Origin of the sequence: Agromyces sp. CF514, assembly GCF_900113185.1 — a bacterium.
GTDB lineage: Bacteria > Actinomycetota > Actinomycetes > Actinomycetales > Microbacteriaceae > Agromyces.
Genome location: NZ_FOZD01000001.1, coordinates 1,145,422 through 1,167,773 on the forward strand (window position 1 = coordinate 1,145,422; position 22,352 = coordinate 1,167,773).

Below are 22,352 nucleotides of genomic sequence, written 5' to 3' on the forward strand. Positions count from 1 at the left end.
CCGACACCCCGCGTCGCGCGGGCGACCGTCGTCGCTCGGCACGCTCGAAGCCATTCCGCTCATCGAAGGAATCACGCCATGAAGACCATCGTCCTCGACGACGACCCCACGGGCACGCAGTCCGCGACGGGCGTCACGGTGCTGCTCGAGAGCAGCGCCGACCTGCTCGCCGAGGCGCTCGGCCGGGCCGACAGCGTGTACGTGCAGACCAACAGCCGCGCCCTGCCCGAGGCCGAGGCGGTCGCCCTGACGCGCCGCATCCGGGCCGACGGCGAGGCCGCTGCCGAGCGGCTCGGCGTCGACGTGCGCTTCGTGCTGCGCGGCGACTCGACGTTGCGCGGCCACGTGTTCGCCGAGACCGAGGTGTTCCTCGACGGCGACGCGATCATGCTGTTCGTGCCGGCGTTCCCCGACGGCGGCCGCACGACGCGTGACGGCGTGCACCACGTGCGCGTGGCGGGCGTCGACGTGCCCGCGCACGAGAGCGAGTACGCCGACGACCCCGTGTTCGGATTCACGACGGGGGTCATGCTCGACTACCTCGCCGAGAAGTCGCCGCGCGCCGCGCGCACGGTCGGCCTCGACGAGGTTCGCGCCGGCGGGCTCGCCGACGTGCTCGCCGCGGCGACGCCCGGCACGGTCATCGCTCCCGACGCGGCCACGGCCGAGGACATCTCGGCGATCGCCCGCGCCGTCGAAGCGGCCACCGCTGCCGGCGCGGACATCGTCGTGCGCAGTGCCGCGCCGCTCGCGGCCGAGCTCGCCGGCGTTGCGAGCCGGGGCCTGCTCGAGACCCCGCTCGTCGCCGAGCCCGGCCCCGTGCTGCTCGTGTGCGGTTCGCACACGGCCGGCGCGACCGCGCAGCTCGAGCCCGTCGTCGCCGCCTGGGGCGCGGCATCCGTCATCGACACCGCCGCGGCGTTGGCCGATGCCGTCGCAGCCGGGCACGCGGCCGCGGCCGCGGCGCACGCCCGCCTCGATGCCGGGCCGCTCGCGATCGTCACGACCGAGCGCGAGCGCTCCGCGACGCACAACACCCTCGACCACGGCGAACGCGTCATGCGCGCCCTCACGACCGCGGTGCGCGACCTGCTGCCCGAGGTCTCGGTGGTCGTGTCGAAGGGCGGCATCACCTCGGCCGAGGTCGCGCGCACCGGCATCGGCGCGACCTCGGCCGTCGTGCTCGGCCAGGTCGTGCCGGGCGTGTCGGTGTGGAGTCTCCGGGCCCACGACGGCCGCGAGATCCTCTACGTCGTCGTGCCCGGCAACGTCGGCGACCCCGACACGCTCACGACGGTGCTCGACGCGCTCTCGCTGCGCGCGCCTGTGAGCGCCTGACGCGTGTTCCTCGCTGCGGGGCGGCCCCGGCGCCCTGCACCTTCGCGCGCGACACGCCGCACCCACCCCACCGAGGGGTCGCGATGTGCTGGTTCCCGGCATCCGGATCCAGCACATCGTGACCGCTCGGCGTCAGCACGCCAGTGCGTCGTGAGCGCCCGGGCCGGGCGCAGGGGCGGGCCAGGGCAGGAGTGCGAGGCCCCGCGGTTCGCTACTGTCGAGAGCGTGAACCCCAGACCGAGCGAGCGAGACGACGAGGTCGACCTGCTGATCGACGCGTGGTCACGCCGGCTGCCCGACGCCGACCTGTCGCCGCTCGACGTCATGTCGCGCCTGCGTCGTGCGGCGAACCGGCTGTCGAAGCTGCGCGCCGCCGCGTTCAGCGACGCCGGCCTCGCGTCATGGGAGTTCGACGTGCTCGCCGCGCTGCGTCGGCAGGACGACCCGCACGAGCTGAGCCCGGCGCACCTGATCTCTGCGACCATGATCGGCAGCGCGGCCATGACGAACCGGCTCGACAACCTCGCCGCCCGCGGGCTCGTCGAGCGCCGCCCGAACCCCCGCGACGGGCGCAGCGTGCTCGTGCGCCTCACCGACGAGGGAACGGCCCGCGTCGACGAGGCCATGCGCGGACTCGTCGCCCGTGAGGCCGTCGAGCTCGAGGCCCTCACGCGCGACGAGCAGGCGACGCTCTCGAGGCTGCTGCGACGATTGAGCGACGAGCCGCACTGATCGAGGGCGACTCGACTTCCCACGAGGCATCCGGAACGGCGACAATGGTCGGGATGCATGAGGAACGGGCGATGACTGACCAGACGGATGCCGCGACGAACGGCGCGACCGTGGCCGCGGGTGCCGGCCGCACGGCCGGACACGCGCACGCGCACGAGGCCGAGGGTTGCCCCGAGTGCTTCCTCGAACTGCAGCCCGACGGCGAATGGTGGAAGGCCAGGCCCGAGGGCTCGCGGCTGGTCGGCCTCGTCGTCTCCCGCCCCGACATGCCGTCGGTCACCGAGCAGCGCGACGACCTCGCGGCCTTCGGCGTCGCGATCTTCGACTTCCGTCACCCGGCGCCCGAGAGCGTCGAGAACTGGGAGCAGCGCCTCGAGCGGTTCTTCGGCACGCTGAAGTCCGGCGACGTGCTCGTGGTCGCCAACCAGCACGCGCTCGGCCGCACGGCCGATGAGGAGGTGCGCACGATCGCGGCGCTGCGCCGCCGCGGCATCGTCGTCAAGGTGCTCAGCCACGGCGCGCGCCATCTCGCGGACGCCGAGTCCTGATCCTCCTGGTCGGCGGAGGGACACCGCCCGCCCGCCGAGCGCGGTCGGCGGAGCGCGCGTCGGCCGCGTGCGCTACCCCGCTGCGTTCTCCTTCGGGGTGCGCCGCGCGAGGAAGATCGTGAACACGAGCGCCACGAGCGCGGCGATGCACAGCAGCAGCAGCCCGAGCACGTAGTTGCCCGTCGCGCCGTACGTCGCACCCATGACGAGCGGCGGGAAGTACCCTCCGAGGCCGCCGGCGGCACCGACGATGCCCGTCACCGTGCCGACGCGCTCGGCCGGCGACTTCTGTGCGACCCAGGTGAACACGGCGCCGGTGCCGAGGCCCAGGAAGCCGGCCATGAGCACGAACGACGCACCCGCCGGAATCTCGGGCGGCGGCACGAAGGTCTCGACGACGGCCATGACCGCCGTGCCGGCGAGTGAGATCATCAGCACCTTCGCGGGTCCGATCCGGTCGCTCAGCACGCCGCCGAGCGGCCGTGCGATCACCGCCGCGATCGCGAAGCCGGCGGTGCGCGCACCGGCGTCGGCCAGGTCGTACGTGTAGACCTCGTGCAGGTAGGTCGGCAGGTAGGTCGAGAACGCGACGAAGCCGCCGAACGTGATGGCGTACAGGAACGCCATCTGCCAAGTGACCGCGAGCTTCGACGCCGCCGCGAGCTTGGGCAGCACCTTGTCGGTGTTCGGCTTCCAGGTCGGGGCGTCCCGCATGAACAGCCATACGACCGCGGCGACCACGACCAGCGCGATCGCCATGATCCAGTGCGTCGCGTCGTACCCGAACCACTGCACGAACCGGGGCGTGAAGAACGCCGAGAGCGCGGTGCCGCCCATGCCCGCGCCGAAGAGTCCGGTCGCGAAGCCGCGTCGGGTCGGGTCGTACCAGGCGTTCACGAACGGGATGCCGACTGCGAACGTCGTTCCGGCGATGCCGAGCAGGAACCCGAACACGATGAGCAACGCGTACGAGCCGGCATCCCCGGCCCACATCACGAGCAGCACGGGGATCGCGGAGAACGCGGTCAGCACCGTGAACATGAGCCGGCCGCCGAAACGGTCGGTCAGGGCGCCGGTGACGATCCGACCCAGCGAACCCACGATGACCGGCGTGGCGACGAGCAACGACTGCTGCGTGGAGTCCAGCCCGAGCTCCTGCGCGTAGCTCACGCCGAGCGGGGCGATCATGTTCCAGGCCCAGAACGTGATCGTGAACGCGAGCAGGGCGAGGCCGAGGTTGCGGCCTCGCCCCTCGAGGGCGGGCGGCGCTGCCGCGGGTGCCGATGCGGCCGAGCTGGTCATCGTGTTCCCCTTCTGGTGCGGTCCTTGGCTCGATCGCGTTCGCGGTCGGGCGTTCCGATCGGTGCCCAGCCCCGGCGGATGCCTGCGCTCGGGCTCGGCCTGGCGTCTCGCGACCGGTAGACGATGTACGGCCGGAACAGGTAGTGCACCGGGGCCGTGAACGCGTGCACGAGCCGGGTGAACGGCCAGATCATGAAGAGCAGCATGCCGATGAGCGTGTGCAGCTGGAACGCGAACGAGGCCTCCGACATCGCCTGGACGTCGGGCTGCAGGATGAACAGCGAGCGGAACCACGGTGACACCGTGTCGCGATAGGTGACGTCCTCGTGCGGGCCGAACACGCTGATCACGGTCGTCGCGAGCCCGGCGACGATCGCCGCGACGAGCACGACGTACATGGTCTTGTCGTTCTTCGTCGTCGCCATGAAGACCGGTCCGGTCGTGCGACGACGCCAGATCAGGATGCCCACGCCCACGAGCGTCGCGATGCCGGCGATCGTGCCGAGGCCGAGGGCCATGACGTGGTACATGTCCTCGCTGACTCCGACGGCCTCGGTCCACGCCTTGGGGATCAGCAGGCCGACGACGTGGCCGATGATGACCACCAGTAGTCCGAAGTGGAACAGCGGCGACCCGATGCGCAGCAGCCGCGACTCGTAGAGCTGCGAGGACCGGGTGGTCCACCCGAACTGGTCGTAGCGGTAGCGCCAGATCGTGCCGCCCACGAGCACGGCCACCATCACGTAGGGCAGGATGCCCCACAGCACGACGTCCATCAGCGGCCTCCCGTCGGCTGCAGGGGAATGAGGCGCGGATCGTACGGGTCGAGCCCGACGGACTCCGAGGGTGGACCGGCCGCGGCCATCGCCATGGCCTGCTGCCGGTCCTCGGGCGATCGCCCGGGGAGGGTCGCGCACACGGCGGAGACGACGCCCGCGTACGGCGAGCGGCGTTCGGCGAGGGCGAGGCGGATGAGCTCGAGGCTCGCCCGATAGGCCTGCAGCAGCTCGGCGCCGTCGTCGGGCCGGTGCCTGGCGAACTCGAGCACGAGGGGCAGGTGGTCGGGCAGCTCTCCGGTCTCGCCGAGCACCACGCCCGCGTCGCGGTAGCGCTGCTTGAACTCGGTGAGCACGACGCCGCGACGGCGGGTGTCGCCATCGGTCCAGTACGACAGGTAGAGCGCGTGGCGCTTCGACATGTCGAAGAGTTCGACGTAGCCGCGCTGGACCTCGGCGGCCGGAGTCGCCGCCCACCAGTCGAGCAGCGGCGCGAATGCCGCCGCAGCGGCACGGTCGGTCTCCGCGAGCGCGTCGCCGATGACGTCCGCGAGGCCGAGGACCTGCTCGTCGGGATAGCTGAGGCAGATCGAGGCGGCCTGGTAGACCACTCGTCGCCGGGCGTCGCTGCGACTCATGACCGGCCGCCGGCGGCATCCGGATCGCCCGGTGGTTCCTCGCGTTTCGAAGGCGGCGGGAACAGGCCGGACGGCGCCCCGTTGCCGTCCCAGTTGAGCAGGTTCACCCGGCCCCGCATCGACTGCGAGTCAGCGGCCCGATCCGAGGTCTGCCGCTCGCGGAGGGCCTGGAACGTCTCGACCGCGACCGGCACCGGCCGTCCGCTCGCCTCGCCGAACGGACCGGAGTCGCCGTTCTCGTACGGCCCGCCGTCGAAGTCGAGCGAGCAGCCGAGTTCCTCGAGTTCGTGCGCCCGCTCGTAGTGCGCCGTCGGGATCACGTAGCGCTCGTCGTACTTCGCGATCGCGAGCAGGCGGTACATCTCGTACATCGTGCCGCCGTCCATGCCGACGGCCGCCGGGATCGACTCGTCGCGCGGACGGTCGAGCGTGATGTCGCGCAGGTAGGCGCGCATCGCGGCGAGTTTCTTCAGCACACTCGTGATGAGGTCGGTGTCGCCGGCGGTGAAGAGTTCCGCGAGGTACTCGACGGGGATGCGCAGCGCCTCGATCGCGCCGAACAGCGTGCCGGCGGACTCCGCATCGTGGCCCTGCTCGCTCAGCAGGTCGACGATGGGCGAGAGCGGCGGGATGTACCAGACCATCGGCATGGTGCGGTACTCCGGATGCAGCGGCAGCGCCACCCGGTACTTCTTCGCGAGGGCGTAGACCGGCGATCGCCGGGCGGCCTCCATCCAGTCGTCGGCGATGCCCTGCTCGTGGGCCGCGGCGATGACCGCGGGGTCGTCCGGGTCGAGCATCAGGTCGAGCTGCGCCTCGTACAGGTCCTGCGGGTCGGGCGTCGCGGCCGCCTCGGTGACCTTGTCGGCGTCGTAGAGGAAGAGCCCCAGGTAGCGCAGGCGCCCGACGCAGGTCTCGGAGCACACCGTGGGGATGCCGACCTCGAGCCGCGGGTAGCACATGGTGCATTTCTCGGCCTTGCCGGTCTTGTGGTTGAAGTAGATCTTCTTGTACGGGCAGCCCGTGATGCACTGTCGCCAGCCGCGGCAGCGGTCCTGGTCGACCAGCACGATGCCGTCCTCCTCGCGCTTGTAGATCGCGCCGGAGGGACAGGACGCCATGCACGAGGGGTTCAGGCAGTGCTCGCAGATGCGCGGCAGGTAGAACATGAACGTCTGCTCGAACGAGAACTTGATCTTGTCCTCGGACTCGCGGCGCACCTTCTCGACCACCGGGTCGAGGTGGCCCATCTCGCTCGTGCCGCCCAGGTCGTCGTCCCAGTTGGCCGACCAGGTGATCTTCGTGTCCTCGCCCGTGATGAGCGACTTGGGCCGAGCGACCGGGAAGTCGTCGCCGAGGGGCGCGTCGATGAGCGTCTGGTAGTCGTAGGTCCACGGCTCGTAGTAGTCCTCGAGCTTGGGCTGCACGGGCGAGGAGAAGATCGTGAGCAGGCGCTTGAGCCGGCTTCCGGTGCGGAGCTTCAGGCGACCGCGGCCGTTGAGCTCCCACCCGCCCTTCCACTGCTCCTGGTCCTCGTACCGGCGCGGATACCCCTGTCCGGGCCTCGTCTCGACGTTGTTGAACCACACGTACTCGGTGCCGGCGCGGTTGGTCCACGCCTGCTTGCACGTGACCGAGCAGGTGTGGCATCCGATGCACTTGTCGAGGTTCATCACCATGCCCATCTGGGCCATCACCCGCATCAGCGGCTCACCCCCCGGCGCTTCGCACCCGAGGCCGTGCTGCGCTCGCGAACTGCATCCATCAGTACGTCACCTCCTGCGACCGGCGGCGGATCGTCGCCGTCATGTCGCGCTGGTTGCCGGTCGGTCCGAGGTAGTTGAACGTGTACGACAGCTGCGCGTACCCGCCGATGAGGTGCGTCGGTTTCACGAGCAGCCTCGTGACGGAGTTGTGGATGCCGCCGCGCCGCCCGGTCGCCTCCGACTTCGGCACGTCGATCGTGCGCTCCTGCGCGTGGTGCACGTAGACCACGCCGTCGGGCATGCGGTGCGAGACGATCGCCCTCGCCACGAGCACGCCGTTCGAGTTCACGCACTCGACCCAGTCGTTGTCGGATGCCCCGATGGCCGCGGCATCCGCCGGACTCATCCACACCGTGGGGCCGCCGCGCGAGAGCGAGAGCATGAACAGGTTGTCCTGGTACTCGGAGTGGATCGACCATTTCGAGTGCGGGGTGAGGTAGCGCACGACCACCTGCTGCTCGCCGTTCGGCCCGAGCTTGGGCTCGCCGAACAACCGGTGCATGTCGAGGGGCGGCCGGTAGATCGGCATGGCCTCGCCCAGGTCGCGCATCCAGTCGTGGTCGAGGTAGAAGTGCATGCGGCCGGTGAGCGTGTGGAACGGCTTCAGGCGCTCGATGTTCACCGTGAACGGGGCGTACCTGCGGCCGCCGGTCTCGGAACCCGACCACTCGGGGCTCGTGATGACCGGCTGCGGCGAGGCCTGCGTCATCGCGAACGTGATGCGCTTCTCCTCCGAGCCCTCGGCGAGGTCGGCGAGCGGCTTGCCCACCCGTTTCTCGAGGGTCCTGAATCCCTGCACGGCGAGTTCGCCGTTCGTCGTGCCCGAGAATGAGAGGATCGCCTCGGCCATCTTGATGTCGGTGTCGATCGCGGGCCTGCCGTCGGCCGCGCCGCCGAGCATGACCCCGTTCATTCCGGCGAGCCGTTCGACCTCGTGCTTCAGGTCGTAGGTGACGTTCTTCGTGGTGAAGCCGAGCCTGTCGGCCAGCGGGCCGACGGTCGCGAGCTGGTCGGCGATCGCCGTGTAGTCGCGTTCGACCACCGCGAAGTTCGGCATGGTCCTGCCGGGGGCCGCCGGTACGTCGCCCCTCGCCCAGTCGCGGACGACTCCGCCGGGCTGCGAGGTCTCGCCGGGGGTGTCGTGCTGCATGGGCACCGACACGAGGTCCTTGCGCGTGCCGAGGTGCGTCGCGGCCTGCCGTGAGAACTCGCGGGCGATCGCGTGGAACAGGTCGAAGTCGCTCTTCGCCTCCCACGGCGGGTCGATCGCCGGCGTGAACGCGTGCACGAACGGGTGCATGTCCGTCGACGAGAGGTCGTGCTTCTCGTACCACGTGGCTGCCGGGAACACCACGTCGGAGAGCAGCGTCGTCGAGGTCATGCGGAAGTCGGCCGAGACGAGCAGGTCGAGCTTGCCCTCGGGGATCTCGTCGTGCCACTTCACGTCGTTCGGGCGCACCGAGGCCTCGTCGGTGGCCATCACGTTGCTGTGGGTGCCGAGCAGGTGCTTGAGGAAGTACTCGTTGCCCTTGGCGGACGAGCCCATGAGGTTCGAGCGCCAGAGCGTCAGCAGTCGCGGCCAGTTCTCGGGGGCGTCGACGTCGGCGATGGCCGGCTGGAGCGAGCCGTCGCCGAGCCTGGCCGCCACGTACGAGGCCGCGTCGGCCGCCTCGCCCGCCGCCACCGCGGCCGTGGCGGCATCGGCCACCTCGAGCGGGTTGCGGTCGAACTGCGGGTAGAACGGCATCCAGCCGAGCCGCGCCGACTGCGCGATCGCGTCGGCCGTGTGCATGCCGTCGAAGTTGCCCTCGGCCAGCGGCGAGGCGAGCGCGTCGGCCGAGTAGCCGTCGAAGCGCCATTGGTCGGTGTGCATGTACCAGTACGCCGTGCCGATCATGGTGCGCGGTGGTCGCACCCAGTCGAGCGCGTTCGCGAGCGAGAGCCAGCCGGTGATCGGGCGGCACTTCTCCTGCCCCACGTAGTGCGCCCAGCCGCCGCCGTTGCGACCCATCGACCCGGTGAGGATCAGCAACGACAGGATCGCCCGGTAGGTCGCGTCGCCGTGGAACCACTGGCAGATCCCGGCGCCCATGATGATCATCGAGCGCCCGCCCGAGTCGATCGCGTTCTGCGCGAACTCGCGCGCCACGCGGATGCAGGCCTCGGCGGGCACGCCCGTGAGGTCCTCCTGCCAGGCGGGCGTGTAAGGGGACTCGACGTCGTCGTAGCCGGCGGGCCATTCGCCGGGCAGACCGGGCCGGCCCACGCCGTACTGCGCGAGCAGCAGGTCGAACACGGTCGTGACGAGTCGGCCGTTCACGCGGGTCGTCGGCACGCCGCGGCGCACCACGGCGCCCGACCCGTCTGCGGCATCGAACCTGGGCAGCAGCACCTCGACGTCCTCGGTGTCGAGCTTCGCGTCGCGCAGCGACAACGCGGGCACCGTGTCGCCGAGGTCGAGGTTCCACCTGCCCTCGCCGGACTCCGCGTAGCGGAACCCCATCGAGCCGTTCGGCACGACGGGCTCACCGGTCGCGGCCTCGATCAGCACCGTCTTCCACGACTCCTCGGGGGCGGATGCCTCGCCGGGCAGGTCTGCGGACATGAGGAACTTGCCCGGCACGAGGCCGCCGTCGGCATGCTCGACGAGGGTCACCAGGTGCGGCAGGTCGGTGTACTGCCGCGAGAAGTCGACGAAGAACGGCTCGCGGCGATCGACGTAGTGCTCCTTGAGCAGCACGTGCCCCATGGCCATCGCGAGGGCGGCGTCGGTGCCCGCCTGGCACGGCAGCCATTCGTCGGCGAACTTGGTGTTGTCGGCGTAGTCGGGGCTGACCGTGACCACCTTGGTTCCGCGATAGCGCACCTCGGCCATCCAGTGCGCGTCGGGCGTGCGGGTGACCGGCACGTTCGATCCCCACATCATGAGGTAGGTGGCATCCCACCAGTCGCCGGACTCCGGCACGTCGGTCTGGTCGCCGAACACCTGCGGGCTCGCGACCGGCAGGTCGGCGTACCAGTCGTAGAAGCTCGTCATGACCCCGCCGATGAGCTGGGTGAACCGCGTGCCGATGCAGTGCGACACCATCGACATCGCCGGGATCGGCGAGAAACCGGCGACCCGGTCTGGACCGTACTCCTTGATCGTGTGCACGTAGCCGGCCGCCACGAGCTCGACCGCCTCGGCCCAGGTGGCTCGCACGAGTCCGCCCTTGCCGCGGGCCTGCTGGTAGCGGCGACGCGTCTCGCGGTTCTTCGACACCTCGGCGAACGCGAGCACCGGGTCGCCGGTGCGGGCCTTCGCCTCGCGGTAGGCGTCGAGCAGCACGCCGCGCACGTACGGGTAGCGCACCCGGGTGGGGGAGTAGGTGTACCACGAGAACGCGGCCCCACGGGGGCATCCGCGGGGCTCGTACTCGGGGCGATCGGGGCCGACGCTCGGGTAGTCGGTCTGCTGGGCCTCCCACGTGATGATGCCGTCCTTGACGTACACCTTCCACGAACAGGAGCCCGTGCAGTTCACGCCGTGCGTGGACCTCACGACCTTGTCGTGGCTCCACCGGTCACGGTAGAAGGCGTCGCCCTGCCGACCCCCCTCGAGGAACGCCGCCCGGTGATCCGGCGTCTCGTCCCACCTCGTGAAGAACCTTCCGACGCGCAGCAGCGCGTCGGAAGCTGGACCGTCTACCCCCGTGATGGCCATATCGAGACGATACCGAGGGCGGCTCAGGTTAGGGAAGGCTCACCGGCGGCGGTTCGCCGAACCGGGTCGTCCCTCGCGGGACCATCGACCCGCGAAATCCTGACGCACGGAATACTGCGTCGGGACGACGCCCTCACGCGTGTTTCGCATGCGTCGGGCAGCTTCGACGCAACACATCTGCTATGCAGGCGAAATACGGCGCCGATACGGTGAAGGCATCGGAAGGCCCGAACCGCGGCCTCCGCGACGAAGGAGAGCTGATGACGTCCCGACCCCTTCCCGACCCCAGACGACGGCGGTTCGTCGCGCTGGCCGTGCCCGGCCTGCTCGCGGCGGCGCTGCTCACCGCGGCACCGGCCGCTGCGGCATCCGCAGACGAGCCGATCGACGGCGCGCGCACCTCGAACGACCCGATGTTCCCGAACGTCGGCAACGGCGGGTACGACGCGCTCGACTACGACGTCGCCATCGCCTGGACGCCGAACGCGGCGCAGTCGGGTTCGACGATCGCCGGCACGATCGCGGCGACGAGCACCATGACCGCGACCGCACCGCAGCCGCTCAAGAGCTTCTCCCTCGACTTCGAGGGGCTGGACGTCGACTCGGTCACCGTCGACGGCGTCGACGCCGCCTGGACGCGCGACGTCGACCCCGCCGCCATCAAGTACAAGCTCGTCGTCACGCCCGCGACGCCCGTGAGCGGCGAGTTCGAGGTGGCGGTGGCGTACCATGGCACCCCCAGCTCGCACACCGACCTCGACGGCTCCTCAGAGGGATGGAACCGCACGTCCGACGGTGCCACGCTGCTCGGTCAGCCGATCGGCATGATGACGGGATACCCCCACAACAACACGCCCGCCGACAAGGCGACGTACACGTTCACCCTCGACATCCCGACGATCCTGAACAACGTGGCCGGAACGGCGCCCGCCGAGGCCGCAGCGGTGAGCAACGGCGAGCTCGTGTCGAAGACCGCGTCGACCGACGGCGCGCGCACCACCTGGGTCTGGGAGCAGACGAAGCCCATGGCGTCGGAGCTCGCGGTGATCTCGATCGGCCGCTACGACGTGATCCGGTCGGACTTCGTGCTCAGCGACGGCAGCACCATCCCGTCGTGGTCGTTCATGGACTTCGCGCTCTCGGCGGCCAACAAGAACACCATCCGCACGCGCGAGGCGCAGCTCGGCACGATCATCCGGAACCTCGAGACGCTCTACGGGCCCTACCCGGGCAGGAGCACCGGCGTGATCGTGGACACCGTGCCGAGCGGCATCAACTACGCGCTCGAGACGCAGGACCGTTCGTTCTTCCCGTCCGCGGGATCGGTCGGCGGGAACACGCTCATCCACGAGCTCGTGCACCAGTGGTACGGCGACAACGTGTCACCCATCACCTGGACGGACATCTGGATCAACGAGGGCATGGCCACCTGGGGTCCCGCGTACTACAACTCCAGCGAGGGCTTCGGAACCGGGGCGACGCCGACCGAGCTCACTTACTTCAACTCGTGGAACAACTCGGCGGCGAGTAGCCCGAACTGGTCGGTCGCACCCGGCGCGCAGACCGACTCGAGCGAGCTGTACGAGTACCAGACCTACACGCGCGGCGCCCAGTTCTGGGCCGCGCTGCGGGTGGCCATCGGCGACCAGCCGTTCTTCGCACTGATCGAGGAGTGGCAGACGCGCCACGGCGGCACCAGCAGGTCGGGTGCCGATCTCAAGGCGCTCGCCGAGGAGCTCTCGGGCCGCGACCTCACCGCCTTCTACGCGGACTGGATCCTGGAGGGCGACAAGCCGGCCTGGCCCGAGAAGCTCACGGCCTCGCTCGCGAGCGTGCCCGCATCCGGCGTGGTGCGCGCCGGAGACGTGGTGGCCTACACGCTGGGCGCCACCAACACGGGCCGCGTCCCGCTGGCGTCCTCGGTCGTGGCGGTCGACGTCGCGGGCGTGCTCGCCCAGGCGGCCATCGATCCGGCCTCGCTGCCGGCCGGCGCGACGCTTGAAGGCTCGACGCTCACCTGGGAGGTGCCGGCGACACCGGTCGGCGCCCCGGCCGCGTCGATCTCGTTCGCTGCGACCGTCAAGGCGGCTGCACCGGGCGGCCAGCTCACGGCGACCGCGACGGTCGCGACGCTCGGCGGCACCTGCGCGGACTGCACCTCGACGCTCTCGGTGGCACGCGACGCCGAGCGGCCGACGGCGACCCTCGTCGCCCCGGTCTCCGCCGGCCCGTTCCCGTCGCTCTCGGTGCGGGTCGACGCGACCGACAACGCGGGCCTGCAGCGGATCGTCGCCAACATCTACCGGGACGGTGCGCTCGTGAAGAGCACGCAGACGGCGGTGCCGGGCGGCGCGAAGAGCGGCACCCACACCGCGACGGTGCAACTGCCCGACGGCAGCTACACGGTCAAGTACAACTCGCAGGACCTGATCGGGAACATCTCCACGACCTCGACCTTCGCGTTCACCATCGACGCGACCAAGCCGACGGTCACCGTGAAGGACGGCGCCTCGTTCACGGTGGCGACCGGCGCGTCGTACGACGTCGTGAGCTACAAGCTCTTCGATGCGGGCAAGGTCGATCGGGTCGTGATCAACGGCAAGGTCAAGGACTTGTCCGACAACCAGTGGTCCGACGTGAACTACCTGAAGCCCGGCGTCTTCGGCGCGGTGCGCGGTGAGAACACGATGCTGGTCTACGACGTCGCCGGCAACGTGCAGACCGTGGTGTTCACGCTGAACTAGCGACCCCACGCAGTCGGCGGTGAGGTCCCTCCTGATGGAGGGGCCTCATTGCGTTCGGTGCGAACATCGGTCGGCCATCGGCCATCGGCCATCGGCCATCGGCCATCGGCCATCGGCCATCGGCCATCGGCCCCGGCCGCCGGCCGCTCAGTCCACGACTTCGAAGTACAGGTGCGTGTGCAGGGCACACCCGGGATTGAACGGCGCGGTGCAACGTGGGCACCCGACGGCGCCGAGGTACTCGTCGATCGTGAGCTCCGAGCTGCAGACCCCGCAGAGCACGGCTTGCTCGTCGCGTCGATGCACGGGCCACTGGGATGCCGCGTGCCCGGCCGCCTGCTCGTGGCAGAGGTGGCACGGGTAGTAGTCGCCGCAGCAGAAGAACTTCATCGCGACGACGTCGAGCTCGGTGCGGTAGTGCACGCAGCGGGTCTGCTCGTCGACGATGGGTCCGAGCACGCGCGGGCGCGAAGCCGGGTGCGAAGGCGCGGCCGCGGCCGCGAGCGCAGGCGCGGACGACGCGAACGGGCGGCCGTCGACGCCGGAGTCTCCGTCGAGACATCCGTCGCCCACGACCGCCCGTTCGACCATGCGGATCGCTTCGGTCTCAGCCGGCGAGCGCGGCTGCGAGGCTCTCGCGCACGATCGCGAGGCCCTTGAGCAGTTCGTCTTCGGAGATCGTGAGCGCGGGCAGGAACTTCAGCACCTCGTCGTGGGCGCCCGAGGTCTCGATGACGAGTCCGCGCGTGAAGGCCTGCTTCGAGATGCGGGCGGCGAGGCCGCGGTCGGCGTCGCACGCGAGGCCGTACATGAGGCCGCGACCGCGCACGACGAAGCCGAGCTCGGGGTGCGCTGCGGCGATCTGCTCGAGCTCGCCGCGCAGCAGCGCCGACTTGGCGGCGACGCCGTCGACCAGCGCGGAGTCTGCCCAGTAGTTCTCGAGCGCCGCTCGAGCGGAGACGAACGCGAGGTTGTTGCCGCGGAACGTGCCGGTGTGGGCGCCGGGCTTCCAGACGTCGACCTCGGGGCGCAGCAGCACGAGCGACATGGGCAGGCCCGAGCCCGAGATGGACTTCGAGACCGTCACGATGTCGGGCACGATGCCCGACTCCTCGAACGCGAAGAAGGCGCCCGTGCGGCCGACGCCCGCCTGGATCTCGTCGAGGATGAGCAGGATGCCGCGGTCGGCCGTGATCGCCCGGAGGCGCTGCAGCCACGCGGCGCTCGCGACGTTGATGCCGCCCTCGCCCTGCACGGCCTCGACGATGACGGCGGCGGGCAGGTCGACGCCCGAGCCCGGGTCGTCGAGCATCTTCTCGAGCAGGTCGAGGGTGTCGACATCCGCCCCGAGGTAGCCGTCGTAGGGCAGTCGCGTGACGTTGTCGAGCGTGATGCCCGCGGCGCCGCGGTAGTGGCTGTTGCCGGTCGCCGCGAGGGCGCCCGTGCTCAGGCCGTGGAACGCGTTCGTGAACGCGACGACGTTGGTGCGGCCGGTGGCCTGTCGGGCGACCTTGAGCGCCGCCTCGACGGCGTTCGCACCGGTCGGGCCGGTGAACTGGAGCTTGTGGTCGAGCCCGCGCGGCTCGAGCACGAGGCGCTCGAACGCCTCGATGAAGGCCTTCTTGGCCGAGGTGGCCATGTCGAGGCCGTGGATGATGCCGTCGCGCTCGAGGTACTCGATGAGCGCACGCGTGAAGAGGGGGTTGTTGTGCCCGTAGTTGAGCACGCCGGCGCCGGCGAAGAAGTCGAGGTACTCGCGGCCGTCTTCGCCCACCAGGGTCGAGCCCACGGCCCGGTCGAACACCACCGGGAACGCGCGCACGTAGCCGCGCACCTCGGACTCGCGGCGGTTGAAGACTTCGAGTTCGTCGCTCATGGCAGGGGGGACCTCTTTCAGATCGGCGTCGGCGGTGGTACGAGCCTAAGCCTCTTGGCTGGGCGTCTTCACCGCACCGTCGACACCCCTCAGGGCATGGGCGCTACGAGGCATCGGATGCGGCGGCATCGGTCGACGGCACCGAAGCCCCCGCCTCGACGAGGCACGCCTCGAGCGCGACCCACGAGAGCATCGCGCACTTGACGCGCATGACGTACTTCGAGACGCCGTGGAAGGCGATGGCGTCGCCGAGCAGCTCCTCGTCGGGTTCGCCGGCGCCCCGCGAGCGCAGCATCGCGCGGAATCCGTCGATGAGCTCGCGCACGTGGGCGGTGTCGGCGCCGACCACCAGCTCGGTGAGCGCCGAGGCCGAGGCCATCGAGATGCTGCATCCGTCGCCCTCCCAGCCGAGGGCCTCGACGGTGGTACCCGAGGGGTCGAGGCGGATGCCGAGCGTGATCTCGTCGCCGCAGGTCGGGTTCAGCTCGTGGTGCGAGGCCTGCGGGTCGGCGAGCGCCCCGTCGCCGACGCGGCGCCTCGAGTGGTCGAGGATCAGCTCCTGGTAGAGCCCGGACAGGTCGCTCATGCGTTCACCCCGAAGAACGCGCGCACCTCGGCGAGGGCGGCCGTGAAGCGGCGCACCTCTTCGGCGGTCGTGTAGACGTAGGCGCTCGCCCGGGTCGTGGCACGCAGGCCGAGCCGGCGGTGCAGCGGCTGCGCGCAGTGGTGGCCGACGCGCACGGCGATGCCGCGCGAGTCGAGGAACTGGCCGACGTCGTGCGCGTGCACGCCGGGCACGTCGACGCTCGCGAGGGCGCCGCGCTCGACGCCGGGGCCGCTGCCCACGAGCCGGATGCCGTCGAGGCGCGAGACCTCGTCGACGAGCAGGGCGGCGAGCTCGACCTCGTGCTCGTGCACGCGGCGCATGTCGAGCCGCTCGAGGTAGCGCACGGCCTCGGCGAGTGCGACGGCCTGCGACACGGGCTGCGTGCCCGCCTCGAAGCGCTGCGGCGACGGCAGGAACTCGGCGGTCTGCATGGTCACGGTCGTGATCGTCGAACCGCCCGTGCGCGCAGGCGGCAGGGCGTCGAGCAGGTGCTCGCGGCCGTAGAGCACGCCGATGCCGTTCGGTCCGAGCATCTTGTGCGCCGAGAATGCGGCGAAGTCCACGCCGAGCGCCGCGAAGTCGGTCGGACGGTGGGGCACCGACTGGCAGGCGTCGAGCAGCACGAGCGCGCCGTGACGGTGCGCGAGCTCGACGACGTCGGCCACGGGGGCGATGTGGCCGGTCACGTTGGAGACGTGCGCGAAGGCCACGAGCTTCGTCTTCGGGCCGATGACGGATGCCGCGTCGTCGGCGTTCCACGTTCCGTCGTCGTGCACGGGAATCCACCGCAGCGTCGCACCCGTCTTCGCGGCGAGCCGCTGCCACGGGATGAGGTCGGCGTGGTGCTCGGCCTCGGTCACGACGATCTCGTCGCCCGCGGTGAGCCGGAACAGGTCGGCCTCTGCGCCGCCGAGGCCGGCCGCGGCATCCGCCATGCCGAGCGCGACGATGTTGATCGCGTCGGTCGCGTTCTCGGCCCAGACGATCTCGCGCTCGCCGGCGCCCACGAACCGGGCGACCGTCGCGCGGGCGTCTTCGAAGGCCATCGTCGAGGTGCCGACGAGCGTCGAAGCGCCCCGGTGCACGGCCGCGTTGGCGTGCTCGAGGAACGCGCGTTCGGCGTCGAGCACGGCCACGGGCCGCTGGGCGGTCGCGCCCGAGTCGAGGTACGCGAGCGGGAAGCCGTTGAGCTCCTGCGCGAGGTACGGGAAGTCGCCGCGGATGCTCGCCACGTCGAGCGGCTCGGACGCCGTCAGGGGGTTGAAGGTCACGTGTGTTCTCCTGCGCCCGGCGCGCGCGGGGTTCGCGGACGGCGGCGCACTTCCAGTCTGACGCACTTCGGCTGGGAGGCGGCCGCCTCGGACCAGATCGTCCAGGACTCCCGGGGTCGATCGCACGGCGGCATCCGGTCAGGAATCGAGAAGCGGGGTGCACCGGCCGGTTCGTAGCGTGAACACCATGAACACCATCGACCACATCATCATCGAGGCGACCGACGTCACGGCCGCCGAAGCCTTCTACGCCACCGCCTTCGGGCTCGGCGACCGCGTTCGCGTGCGTCGATCGGACGCCGCGAGCAGCGGGTTCCGCGGATTCACCGTCTCGCTCGTCGTCTCGCAGCCGGCGAACGTCTCAGCCCTCTTCGACGCCGCGCTCGCCGCAGGCGCGACCGCGGTCAAGCCCGTGACGAAGTCGATCTGGGGCGTCGGCGGCAGCCTGCGGGCACCCGACGGCACCACCTGGAAGATCGCCACCACGTCGAAGAAGGACACCGCACCCGCATCGCGCGACGTCGAGGCGATCGTCGTGCTGCTCGGCTGCACCGATGTCGGCGCGGCCAAGCGCTTCTACACCGAGCAGGGCCTCGCCGTGGGCAAGAGCTTCGGCGCCTACGCCGAGTTCAAGATGGACGACAGCCCCGTGCGTCTCGGCCTCTACGCCCGCAAGGCGCTCGCGAAGGACGCGGGCGTGCCGATCGAGGGCAGCGGCTCGCACCGCCTCGTGCTCGTCGGCGACGGCGGCGTCTCCGTCACCGACCCCGACGGGTTCGCCTGGGAGTCGGCCGCGGTCGCCACGCCCGCCGCGCGCACCTCGCCGGTCGAGTAGGCGCCTCCGGCGCCGTATCGAGAGCCGCCCACCGCCGGTCTCGATACGCTGCGCTACTCGACCGGCGGCAACTGGGCCAGACGCGCTTCGACCGCCGGTCGGAACGCGTCGGCCCAGATGCGGTACCCGCGGTCGTTGGGATGGAACAGATCGCCCGCGAACTGCGTCGAGACGCCCCACATGCCCTGGCGGTTCGTGCGGGCGAACAGCGGCACCACCGCGAGCCCGCGCGCTGCGGCGGCCGCTCGCAGCCTGCGGTTCGCCGCACGCACCTTCGCCTGCGCGGGCGGGAAGTAGAAGCTCGGCAGGTCGGCCACGATCGCATGGTCGGGCAGCGCCCCGAAGAGCTCGCGGATCTCCCGCTCGAATCGTTCGACGTCGAAGTCCGCGATGTCGTTCGCGCCGATGCACACCGTCAGCACGTCGGGCTCGAGGCGTGCGAGCACCGGCAGCTCGTCGTCGATCGCGATGCGCAGCGTCGCCCCCGAGATGCCGAGGTTGACGGTGCGCACCGGTCGAGCGGATGCCGCGGCGATCGCCCGTGCGATGAATCCCACGTAGCTGTGGCCGGGCCTGCTCGCGCCGATGCCCTGCGCGGCCGAGTCGCCGATGGCGACGTAGAGCAGCTCACCCGGCCCGGCGCGCTGCTCGCGCCAGTACGCGGAGTTGACCGGGATCGATTCGGCCAACGCGGTGCGCCAGTGGTGCTGACGTCGTGCGAGCCAGCGCCACCACAGCGCGACGCCGGTCGCGGAGGCGAGCAGCGCGGTCGCGACGAGTGCAGAGCGGCGGTGGGGCATTCGGCGGCGTACTACTCGGCCGACGGCAGCTCGTCGAGCGCGTCGGGGCGTGCCCAGCGCAGCACCCGGCGCGCGCGCAGCGTGTTCCACGGGCTCGGCTCGCCGGGTGCGGCGTCGAGCGCGAGGAACACGGCGCCGTTCCACGGGTCGCCGGCCGCCCACGTTCCGCCGTCACGGCGGTGCTCGAGCAGCAGGTCGACGGCAGGACCGACGCGAGGGTCGGGCTCGGTGCCGTCGATGAGACTCGCTTCGCGGAAGTGGTCGAGCGACCTCAGCACGTCGTAGACCCAGTACGGCGGGAAGATGAAGTTCTCGTAGCGCTCGCGCACGATGCCGCCCGTGGACCTGCGGCGGTAGAGGTTGCGCTCGAGCAGGTACTCCTCGCCGCGATGGCGGGCGTCGACCACGGCGGCGTCTGTCGCATCGCCGACGGCCGCCTCGTAGGCGAGCAGACCCTCGAGCACGCAGAGCGTCGAGTCGAACGACGAGCGCACGGACTCCTCGATCGGCTCGCAGTTCCACCCGCCGTCGTCGAGCTGGCCGTCGAGCAGCAGCCCGATCATGCGATCGGCGCCGTCGCCGAGCACGCCGAAGTACGCCGAAGCCGCCAGCACGCCGCCGTTGACGCAGGCCTCCACCTCGCCGTCGAAGAACGGGCGACCGCCGTCGTGCTCGCTGAAACGAACCCCCTCCACCACGCGATCGATCGCGGTGCGCGTGGTATCGGCCGCCGGATCGACGCCCAGGCGGCGCAGGGACTGCAGGGTCCACATGACGCTGCGCCGGTCGCCGTCGATGCCGTAGGCCTCGCCGCCCCAGTAGCCGTCGGCGGTCTGCAACGAGAGCAGTCGCGCGCCGGAGCCCTCGGTCGCGACGCGCGAGCGTTCGGCGGCGACCACGTCGTCGGGCTCGTCGAGCAGGTCGCGCATGACCTGCCAGCGAACCGCGGGGTCGGACTCGAGCAGCCAGTCGGTGACGTCCATCGCTCCATCGTGGCGTGCCCCACCGACGAAGCCAAGGGGTTGCGACGGCAGACTGGACCCATGCTCCCTTCGCTCGACCTCCCGGCCACGCTCGACACGCGAACCGGAACGGTGCTGCTGCGTCGCGCCGACCCGGCTGACCTCGACGCGCTCATGGCGCTGCTCTCGGACGACCCGATCAGCGCCTCGCGCGGCGACGTCGCGTCGTCGGACGACGAACCCGCCTACCGGGCCGCGCTCGAGGAGATCCTCCGCGATGCGGGCAACGACCTGCTCGTCGTCGAGGGTCATGCGGGGGAGCTCGCCGCGACGATGCAACTCACCAGGATTCCGGGCATGGCGCGGCGCGGCAGCACGCGCCTGCTCGTCGAGGCCGTTCGCGTGCGCAGCGACCTGCGCTCCGCCGGCATTGGCGGCGCGATGATGCGCTGGGTGACGGAGGTCGCGGCGCCGGCCCTCGGCTCGAGTCTCGTGCAGCTGACCTCGGATGCCGCGCGCGTCGACGCCCACCGCTTCTACGAGCGGCTCGGCTTCGTGGGCTCGCACATCGGATTCAAGTACCGAGTCCGAGGCGCATGAGCACCCGCGGGAACCCGTTGATCACCGACTCGGTGTCGGCCGCCTTCGCGAAGCCCGCACGCTCGAAGAGCTTGCGCGTGCCGACGTAGGCCATCGTGAGGTCGACCTTCTCGCCCCGGTTGTCGACCGGGTAGCCCTCGATCGCGGGGGCGCCGCGCTCGCGCGCGAATTCGACGGCCCCCGCGAGCAATGCATGGGAGATGCCCTCGCCACGATGCCCGGGACGCACGCGGATGCACCACACCGACCACACATCGAGGTCGTCGACGTGCGGGATCTTGCGGTTGCGCGAGAAGCTCGTGTCGGCCCGCGGATGCACGCCCGCCCAGCCCACGACCTCGCCGCCGTCGTAGGCGAGCACGCCGGGCGGAGGGTCTTCGGCGCAGAGCTCGCGCACGCGTTCGCCGCGGGCCGGACCCTTCAGCGCCAGGTTCTCTTTCGAGCCGATGCGGTAGCTCAGGCAGAAGCACACGTTCGCATCGGGTCGCTTGGGCCCCACCATGGTCGCGACATCTTCGAACACGGTTGCCGGTCGCACCTCGATCGCCATGCGGCCACGATGCCAGCGCCCACCGACATCCGACGTCCGGGGTCCGGGGCCGCGAGCGGTCACGGCCCGGATGGTGCGGATCAGGCGTCGTCGCCCGGCTGCACCCGACGCAGTCGCACGACGGGGATCGTGCGGTCGACGCGCGCCTGGTGATCGGCGAAGAACGGCGCGGACTGGAGGATCCAGTCCCACGCGAAGTCGTGCTCGGCATCGGCGAGCACCTGAGCGATCGCGTCGTACTCCTCGCCGTCGACCTCGACGTGCTCGTGCGGGTCGGCGAGGAGGTTGCGGTACCACTCCGGATGCTCTGGCGCGGCGTTCGCCGAGGCGACGACGTGGTCGGCGTCGGGCAACGGCAGCCGCATCATGGGCGTCGTGTGCGGCTCGCCGCTGCGGCGGCCCGTGGTGGTGAGCAGCAGCAGGCGTTCGCGATGCATGCCGGGCGGCGTCCTGCCCGCCCGGAACGCCGTCACGACGCCGTCGTCGATCTCGGTCATCAGGGGTTCGGGTTCGTCGCGGCCCCGTCGAGCCAGAGCATGTTGCTCGGGTCGCTGTGGGCCGTGCCCGTGCCGACGTGCTTGTCGCTGATCTGCGGGCCCTTGGTGATCACGTGCACGAGGGCCATCGCGTGGCCCTGGCCGAGGCCGTAGTCGGCCTTCAGCCAGGCGACGATGGGCGCCGACTTCGTGGTCTCGTCGAAGCCCTGCTCGTGGGCGAGCTCGATGAAGGCGCGCGGGGTGATGCCGGTCTTGGCCTCGATGTTGTCGAGGTAGGCCTGAAACGTCATGGTGTTCCCTTCGGTGTCGGTGGGTCGGGCGCCGGCTCAGTCGGCCCACGTCTGGATGATGACGGGCGAGGCGTGGATGCACAAGACCTTGAGCCGCTCGGGCCGCGTGTTGGCGAACTGGTGCCAGACCCCGCTCGGCACCGTGGCGGTGTCGCCGGCTCGGGCGGTCAGCTGCCGGTCGCCGATCGTGATCGACGCCTCGCCCTCGAGCACGACCCAGGTCTCGGGGTACGGATGCCAGTGCAGGTCGGTGCCCTGACCGGTCTCGTAGTCGACGAAGAAGTACGAGATGCCCGATCCGTGCTCGATGCCCACGAACCGTCGCGTCCGGCCGGTGCCGATGAGCAGTTCGGAGGCGTGCACGATCCCGGGGGCGGAGGCCGCGGACTCGGACGGCGCGAGGAGGATCTCGGCCGGGGTGGATGAGGTGGTCATGGGTTCCTCGATTCGGTGGACTGGGATGAGAACAGGGTCCGCCCGCGGCATCCGTCGGCGTTAGCATTTCGATGTGGATCGA

At 70.8% G+C, this 22,352-nt stretch carries 21 protein-coding genes; 6 read left to right on the forward strand and 15 right to left on the reverse strand.

What is annotated here, in order from left to right:
• Positions 1 to 78 precede the first annotated feature (78 nt).
• From BM342_RS04970 to BM342_RS04980, 3 genes are all read left to right on the forward strand, one after another.
• Positions 79 to 1,338, forward strand: a complete 1,260-nt coding sequence (locus tag BM342_RS04970; protein WP_092964350.1) for a four-carbon acid sugar kinase family protein — start codon at positions 79 to 81, stop codon at positions 1,336 to 1,338.
• A 225-nt stretch (positions 1,339 to 1,563) separates the two neighbouring features.
• A complete protein-coding gene (locus tag BM342_RS04975) occupies positions 1,564 to 2,070 on the forward strand; it encodes a MarR family winged helix-turn-helix transcriptional regulator (protein WP_255368531.1) in 507 nt (168 codons plus the stop codon).
• A 71-nt stretch (positions 2,071 to 2,141) separates the two neighbouring features.
• Positions 2,142 to 2,618, forward strand: a complete 477-nt coding sequence (locus BM342_RS04980; RefSeq protein ID WP_177232061.1) for a recombinase family protein — start codon at positions 2,142 to 2,144, stop codon at positions 2,616 to 2,618.
• 72 nt (positions 2,619 to 2,690) lie between these two features.
• On the opposite strand, the gene BM342_RS04985 is transcribed toward BM342_RS04980, so the two are convergent.
• The 5 genes from BM342_RS04985 to BM342_RS05005 all read right to left on the reverse strand — a co-directional run bounded on the left by BM342_RS04985 (position 2,691) and on the right by BM342_RS05005 (position 10,803).
• Positions 2,691 to 3,920 (reverse strand): nitrate/nitrite transporter, encoded by a 1,230-nt coding sequence (locus BM342_RS04985; RefSeq protein ID WP_092964351.1) that lies wholly within the window; start codon positions 3,918 to 3,920, stop codon positions 2,691 to 2,693.
• On the reverse strand, positions 3,917 to 4,696 hold the full coding sequence (gene narI, locus BM342_RS04990; protein WP_092964352.1) for a respiratory nitrate reductase subunit gamma: 780 nt from the start codon (positions 4,694 to 4,696) through the stop codon (positions 3,917 to 3,919). Before narI ends, BM342_RS04985 begins: the two co-directional genes overlap by 4 nt.
• Complete coding sequence (gene narJ / locus BM342_RS04995) at positions 4,696 to 5,334, reverse strand: nitrate reductase molybdenum cofactor assembly chaperone (RefSeq protein ID WP_092964353.1); 639 nt, start codon at positions 5,332 to 5,334, stop codon at positions 4,696 to 4,698. Before narJ ends, narI begins: the two co-directional genes overlap by 1 nt.
• Positions 5,331 to 7,037, reverse strand: a complete 1,707-nt coding sequence (gene narH / locus BM342_RS05000) for a nitrate reductase subunit beta (protein WP_092964354.1) — start codon at positions 7,035 to 7,037, stop codon at positions 5,331 to 5,333. The genes narJ and narH overlap by 4 nt, the downstream gene beginning before the upstream one ends.
• Before the next feature lie 61 nt (positions 7,038 to 7,098).
• Positions 7,099 to 10,803, reverse strand: coding sequence for a nitrate reductase subunit alpha (locus BM342_RS05005; RefSeq protein ID WP_092964355.1), 3,705 nt, complete (start codon positions 10,801 to 10,803; stop codon positions 7,099 to 7,101).
• A 260-nt stretch (positions 10,804 to 11,063) separates the two neighbouring features.
• Between BM342_RS05005 and BM342_RS05010 the strand changes: the two genes are divergently transcribed.
• Positions 11,064 to 13,547, forward strand: a complete 2,484-nt coding sequence (locus tag BM342_RS05010; protein ID WP_177232062.1) for a M1 family aminopeptidase — start codon at positions 11,064 to 11,066, stop codon at positions 13,545 to 13,547.
• A 147-nt stretch (positions 13,548 to 13,694) separates the two neighbouring features.
• On the opposite strand, the gene BM342_RS05015 is transcribed toward BM342_RS05010, so the two are convergent.
• The 4 genes from BM342_RS05015 to BM342_RS05030 all read right to left on the reverse strand — a co-directional run bounded on the left by BM342_RS05015 (position 13,695) and on the right by BM342_RS05030 (position 17,301).
• Complete coding sequence (locus BM342_RS05015) at positions 13,695 to 14,138, reverse strand: CHY zinc finger protein (RefSeq protein WP_092964357.1); 444 nt, start codon at positions 14,136 to 14,138, stop codon at positions 13,695 to 13,697.
• Between the two features lie 16 nt (positions 14,139 to 14,154).
• Positions 14,155 to 15,423 carry a diaminobutyrate--2-oxoglutarate transaminase gene (gene ectB, locus BM342_RS05020; RefSeq protein ID WP_092964358.1) on the reverse strand — a complete coding sequence of 423 codons (1,269 nt, stop codon included), beginning with the start codon at positions 15,421 to 15,423 and terminating at the stop codon, positions 14,155 to 14,157.
• A gap of 103 nt (positions 15,424 to 15,526) precedes the next feature.
• Positions 15,527 to 16,009, reverse strand: a complete 483-nt coding sequence (sufU, locus tag BM342_RS05025) for a Fe-S cluster assembly sulfur transfer protein SufU (RefSeq protein WP_092964359.1) — start codon at positions 16,007 to 16,009, stop codon at positions 15,527 to 15,529.
• Positions 16,006 to 17,301 carry a SufS family cysteine desulfurase gene (locus BM342_RS05030; protein WP_255368533.1) on the reverse strand — a complete coding sequence of 432 codons (1,296 nt, stop codon included), beginning with the start codon at positions 17,299 to 17,301 and terminating at the stop codon, positions 16,006 to 16,008. Before BM342_RS05030 ends, sufU begins: the two co-directional genes overlap by 4 nt.
• A gap of 187 nt (positions 17,302 to 17,488) precedes the next feature.
• Here BM342_RS05030 and BM342_RS05035 point away from each other — a divergent pair, with 187 nt between their 5' ends.
• Complete coding sequence (locus tag BM342_RS05035; protein WP_092966552.1) at positions 17,489 to 18,136, forward strand: VOC family protein; 648 nt, start codon at positions 17,489 to 17,491, stop codon at positions 18,134 to 18,136.
• Between the two features lie 53 nt (positions 18,137 to 18,189).
• On the opposite strand, the gene BM342_RS05040 is transcribed toward BM342_RS05035, so the two are convergent.
• Together BM342_RS05040 and BM342_RS05045 are read right to left on the reverse strand one after the other, a co-directional pair.
• Positions 18,190 to 18,936, reverse strand: coding sequence for an SGNH/GDSL hydrolase family protein (locus BM342_RS05040; RefSeq protein ID WP_092964360.1), 747 nt, complete (start codon positions 18,934 to 18,936; stop codon positions 18,190 to 18,192).
• An 11-nt stretch (positions 18,937 to 18,947) separates the two neighbouring features.
• Positions 18,948 to 19,919, reverse strand: a complete 972-nt coding sequence (locus tag BM342_RS05045; protein ID WP_092964361.1) for a prenyltransferase/squalene oxidase repeat-containing protein — start codon at positions 19,917 to 19,919, stop codon at positions 18,948 to 18,950.
• A 60-nt stretch (positions 19,920 to 19,979) separates the two neighbouring features.
• Here BM342_RS05045 and BM342_RS05050 point away from each other — a divergent pair, with 60 nt between their 5' ends.
• Positions 19,980 to 20,498 carry a GNAT family N-acetyltransferase gene (locus BM342_RS05050; protein ID WP_092964362.1) on the forward strand — a complete coding sequence of 173 codons (519 nt, stop codon included), beginning with the start codon at positions 19,980 to 19,982 and terminating at the stop codon, positions 20,496 to 20,498.
• Here BM342_RS05050 and BM342_RS05055 read toward each other — a convergent pair.
• The 4 genes from BM342_RS05055 to BM342_RS05070 form a co-directional block, all read right to left on the reverse strand.
• Entirely contained in the window at positions 20,473 to 21,048 is a 576-nt protein-coding gene (locus BM342_RS05055) for a GNAT family N-acetyltransferase (protein WP_092964363.1), read from the reverse strand. The two genes, BM342_RS05050 and BM342_RS05055, sit on opposite strands and share 26 nt — an antisense overlap.
• An 80-nt stretch (positions 21,049 to 21,128) precedes the next feature.
• Positions 21,129 to 21,545 (reverse strand): nitroreductase/quinone reductase family protein, encoded by a 417-nt coding sequence (locus BM342_RS05060; protein ID WP_092964364.1) that lies wholly within the window; start codon positions 21,543 to 21,545, stop codon positions 21,129 to 21,131.
• Positions 21,545 to 21,835: a DUF4287 domain-containing protein gene (locus BM342_RS05065; RefSeq protein WP_092964365.1), complete on the reverse strand. Its 291-nt coding sequence runs from the start codon at positions 21,833 to 21,835 to the stop codon at positions 21,545 to 21,547. The genes BM342_RS05060 and BM342_RS05065 overlap by 1 nt, the downstream gene beginning before the upstream one ends.
• Before the next feature lie 36 nt (positions 21,836 to 21,871).
• The gene (locus BM342_RS05070; RefSeq protein ID WP_092964366.1) at positions 21,872 to 22,270 is read right to left on the reverse strand and encodes a cupin domain-containing protein; all 399 of its coding nucleotides are present in this window, start codon (positions 22,268 to 22,270) and stop codon (positions 21,872 to 21,874) included.
• Between the last annotated feature and the right edge of the window lie 82 nt (positions 22,271 to 22,352).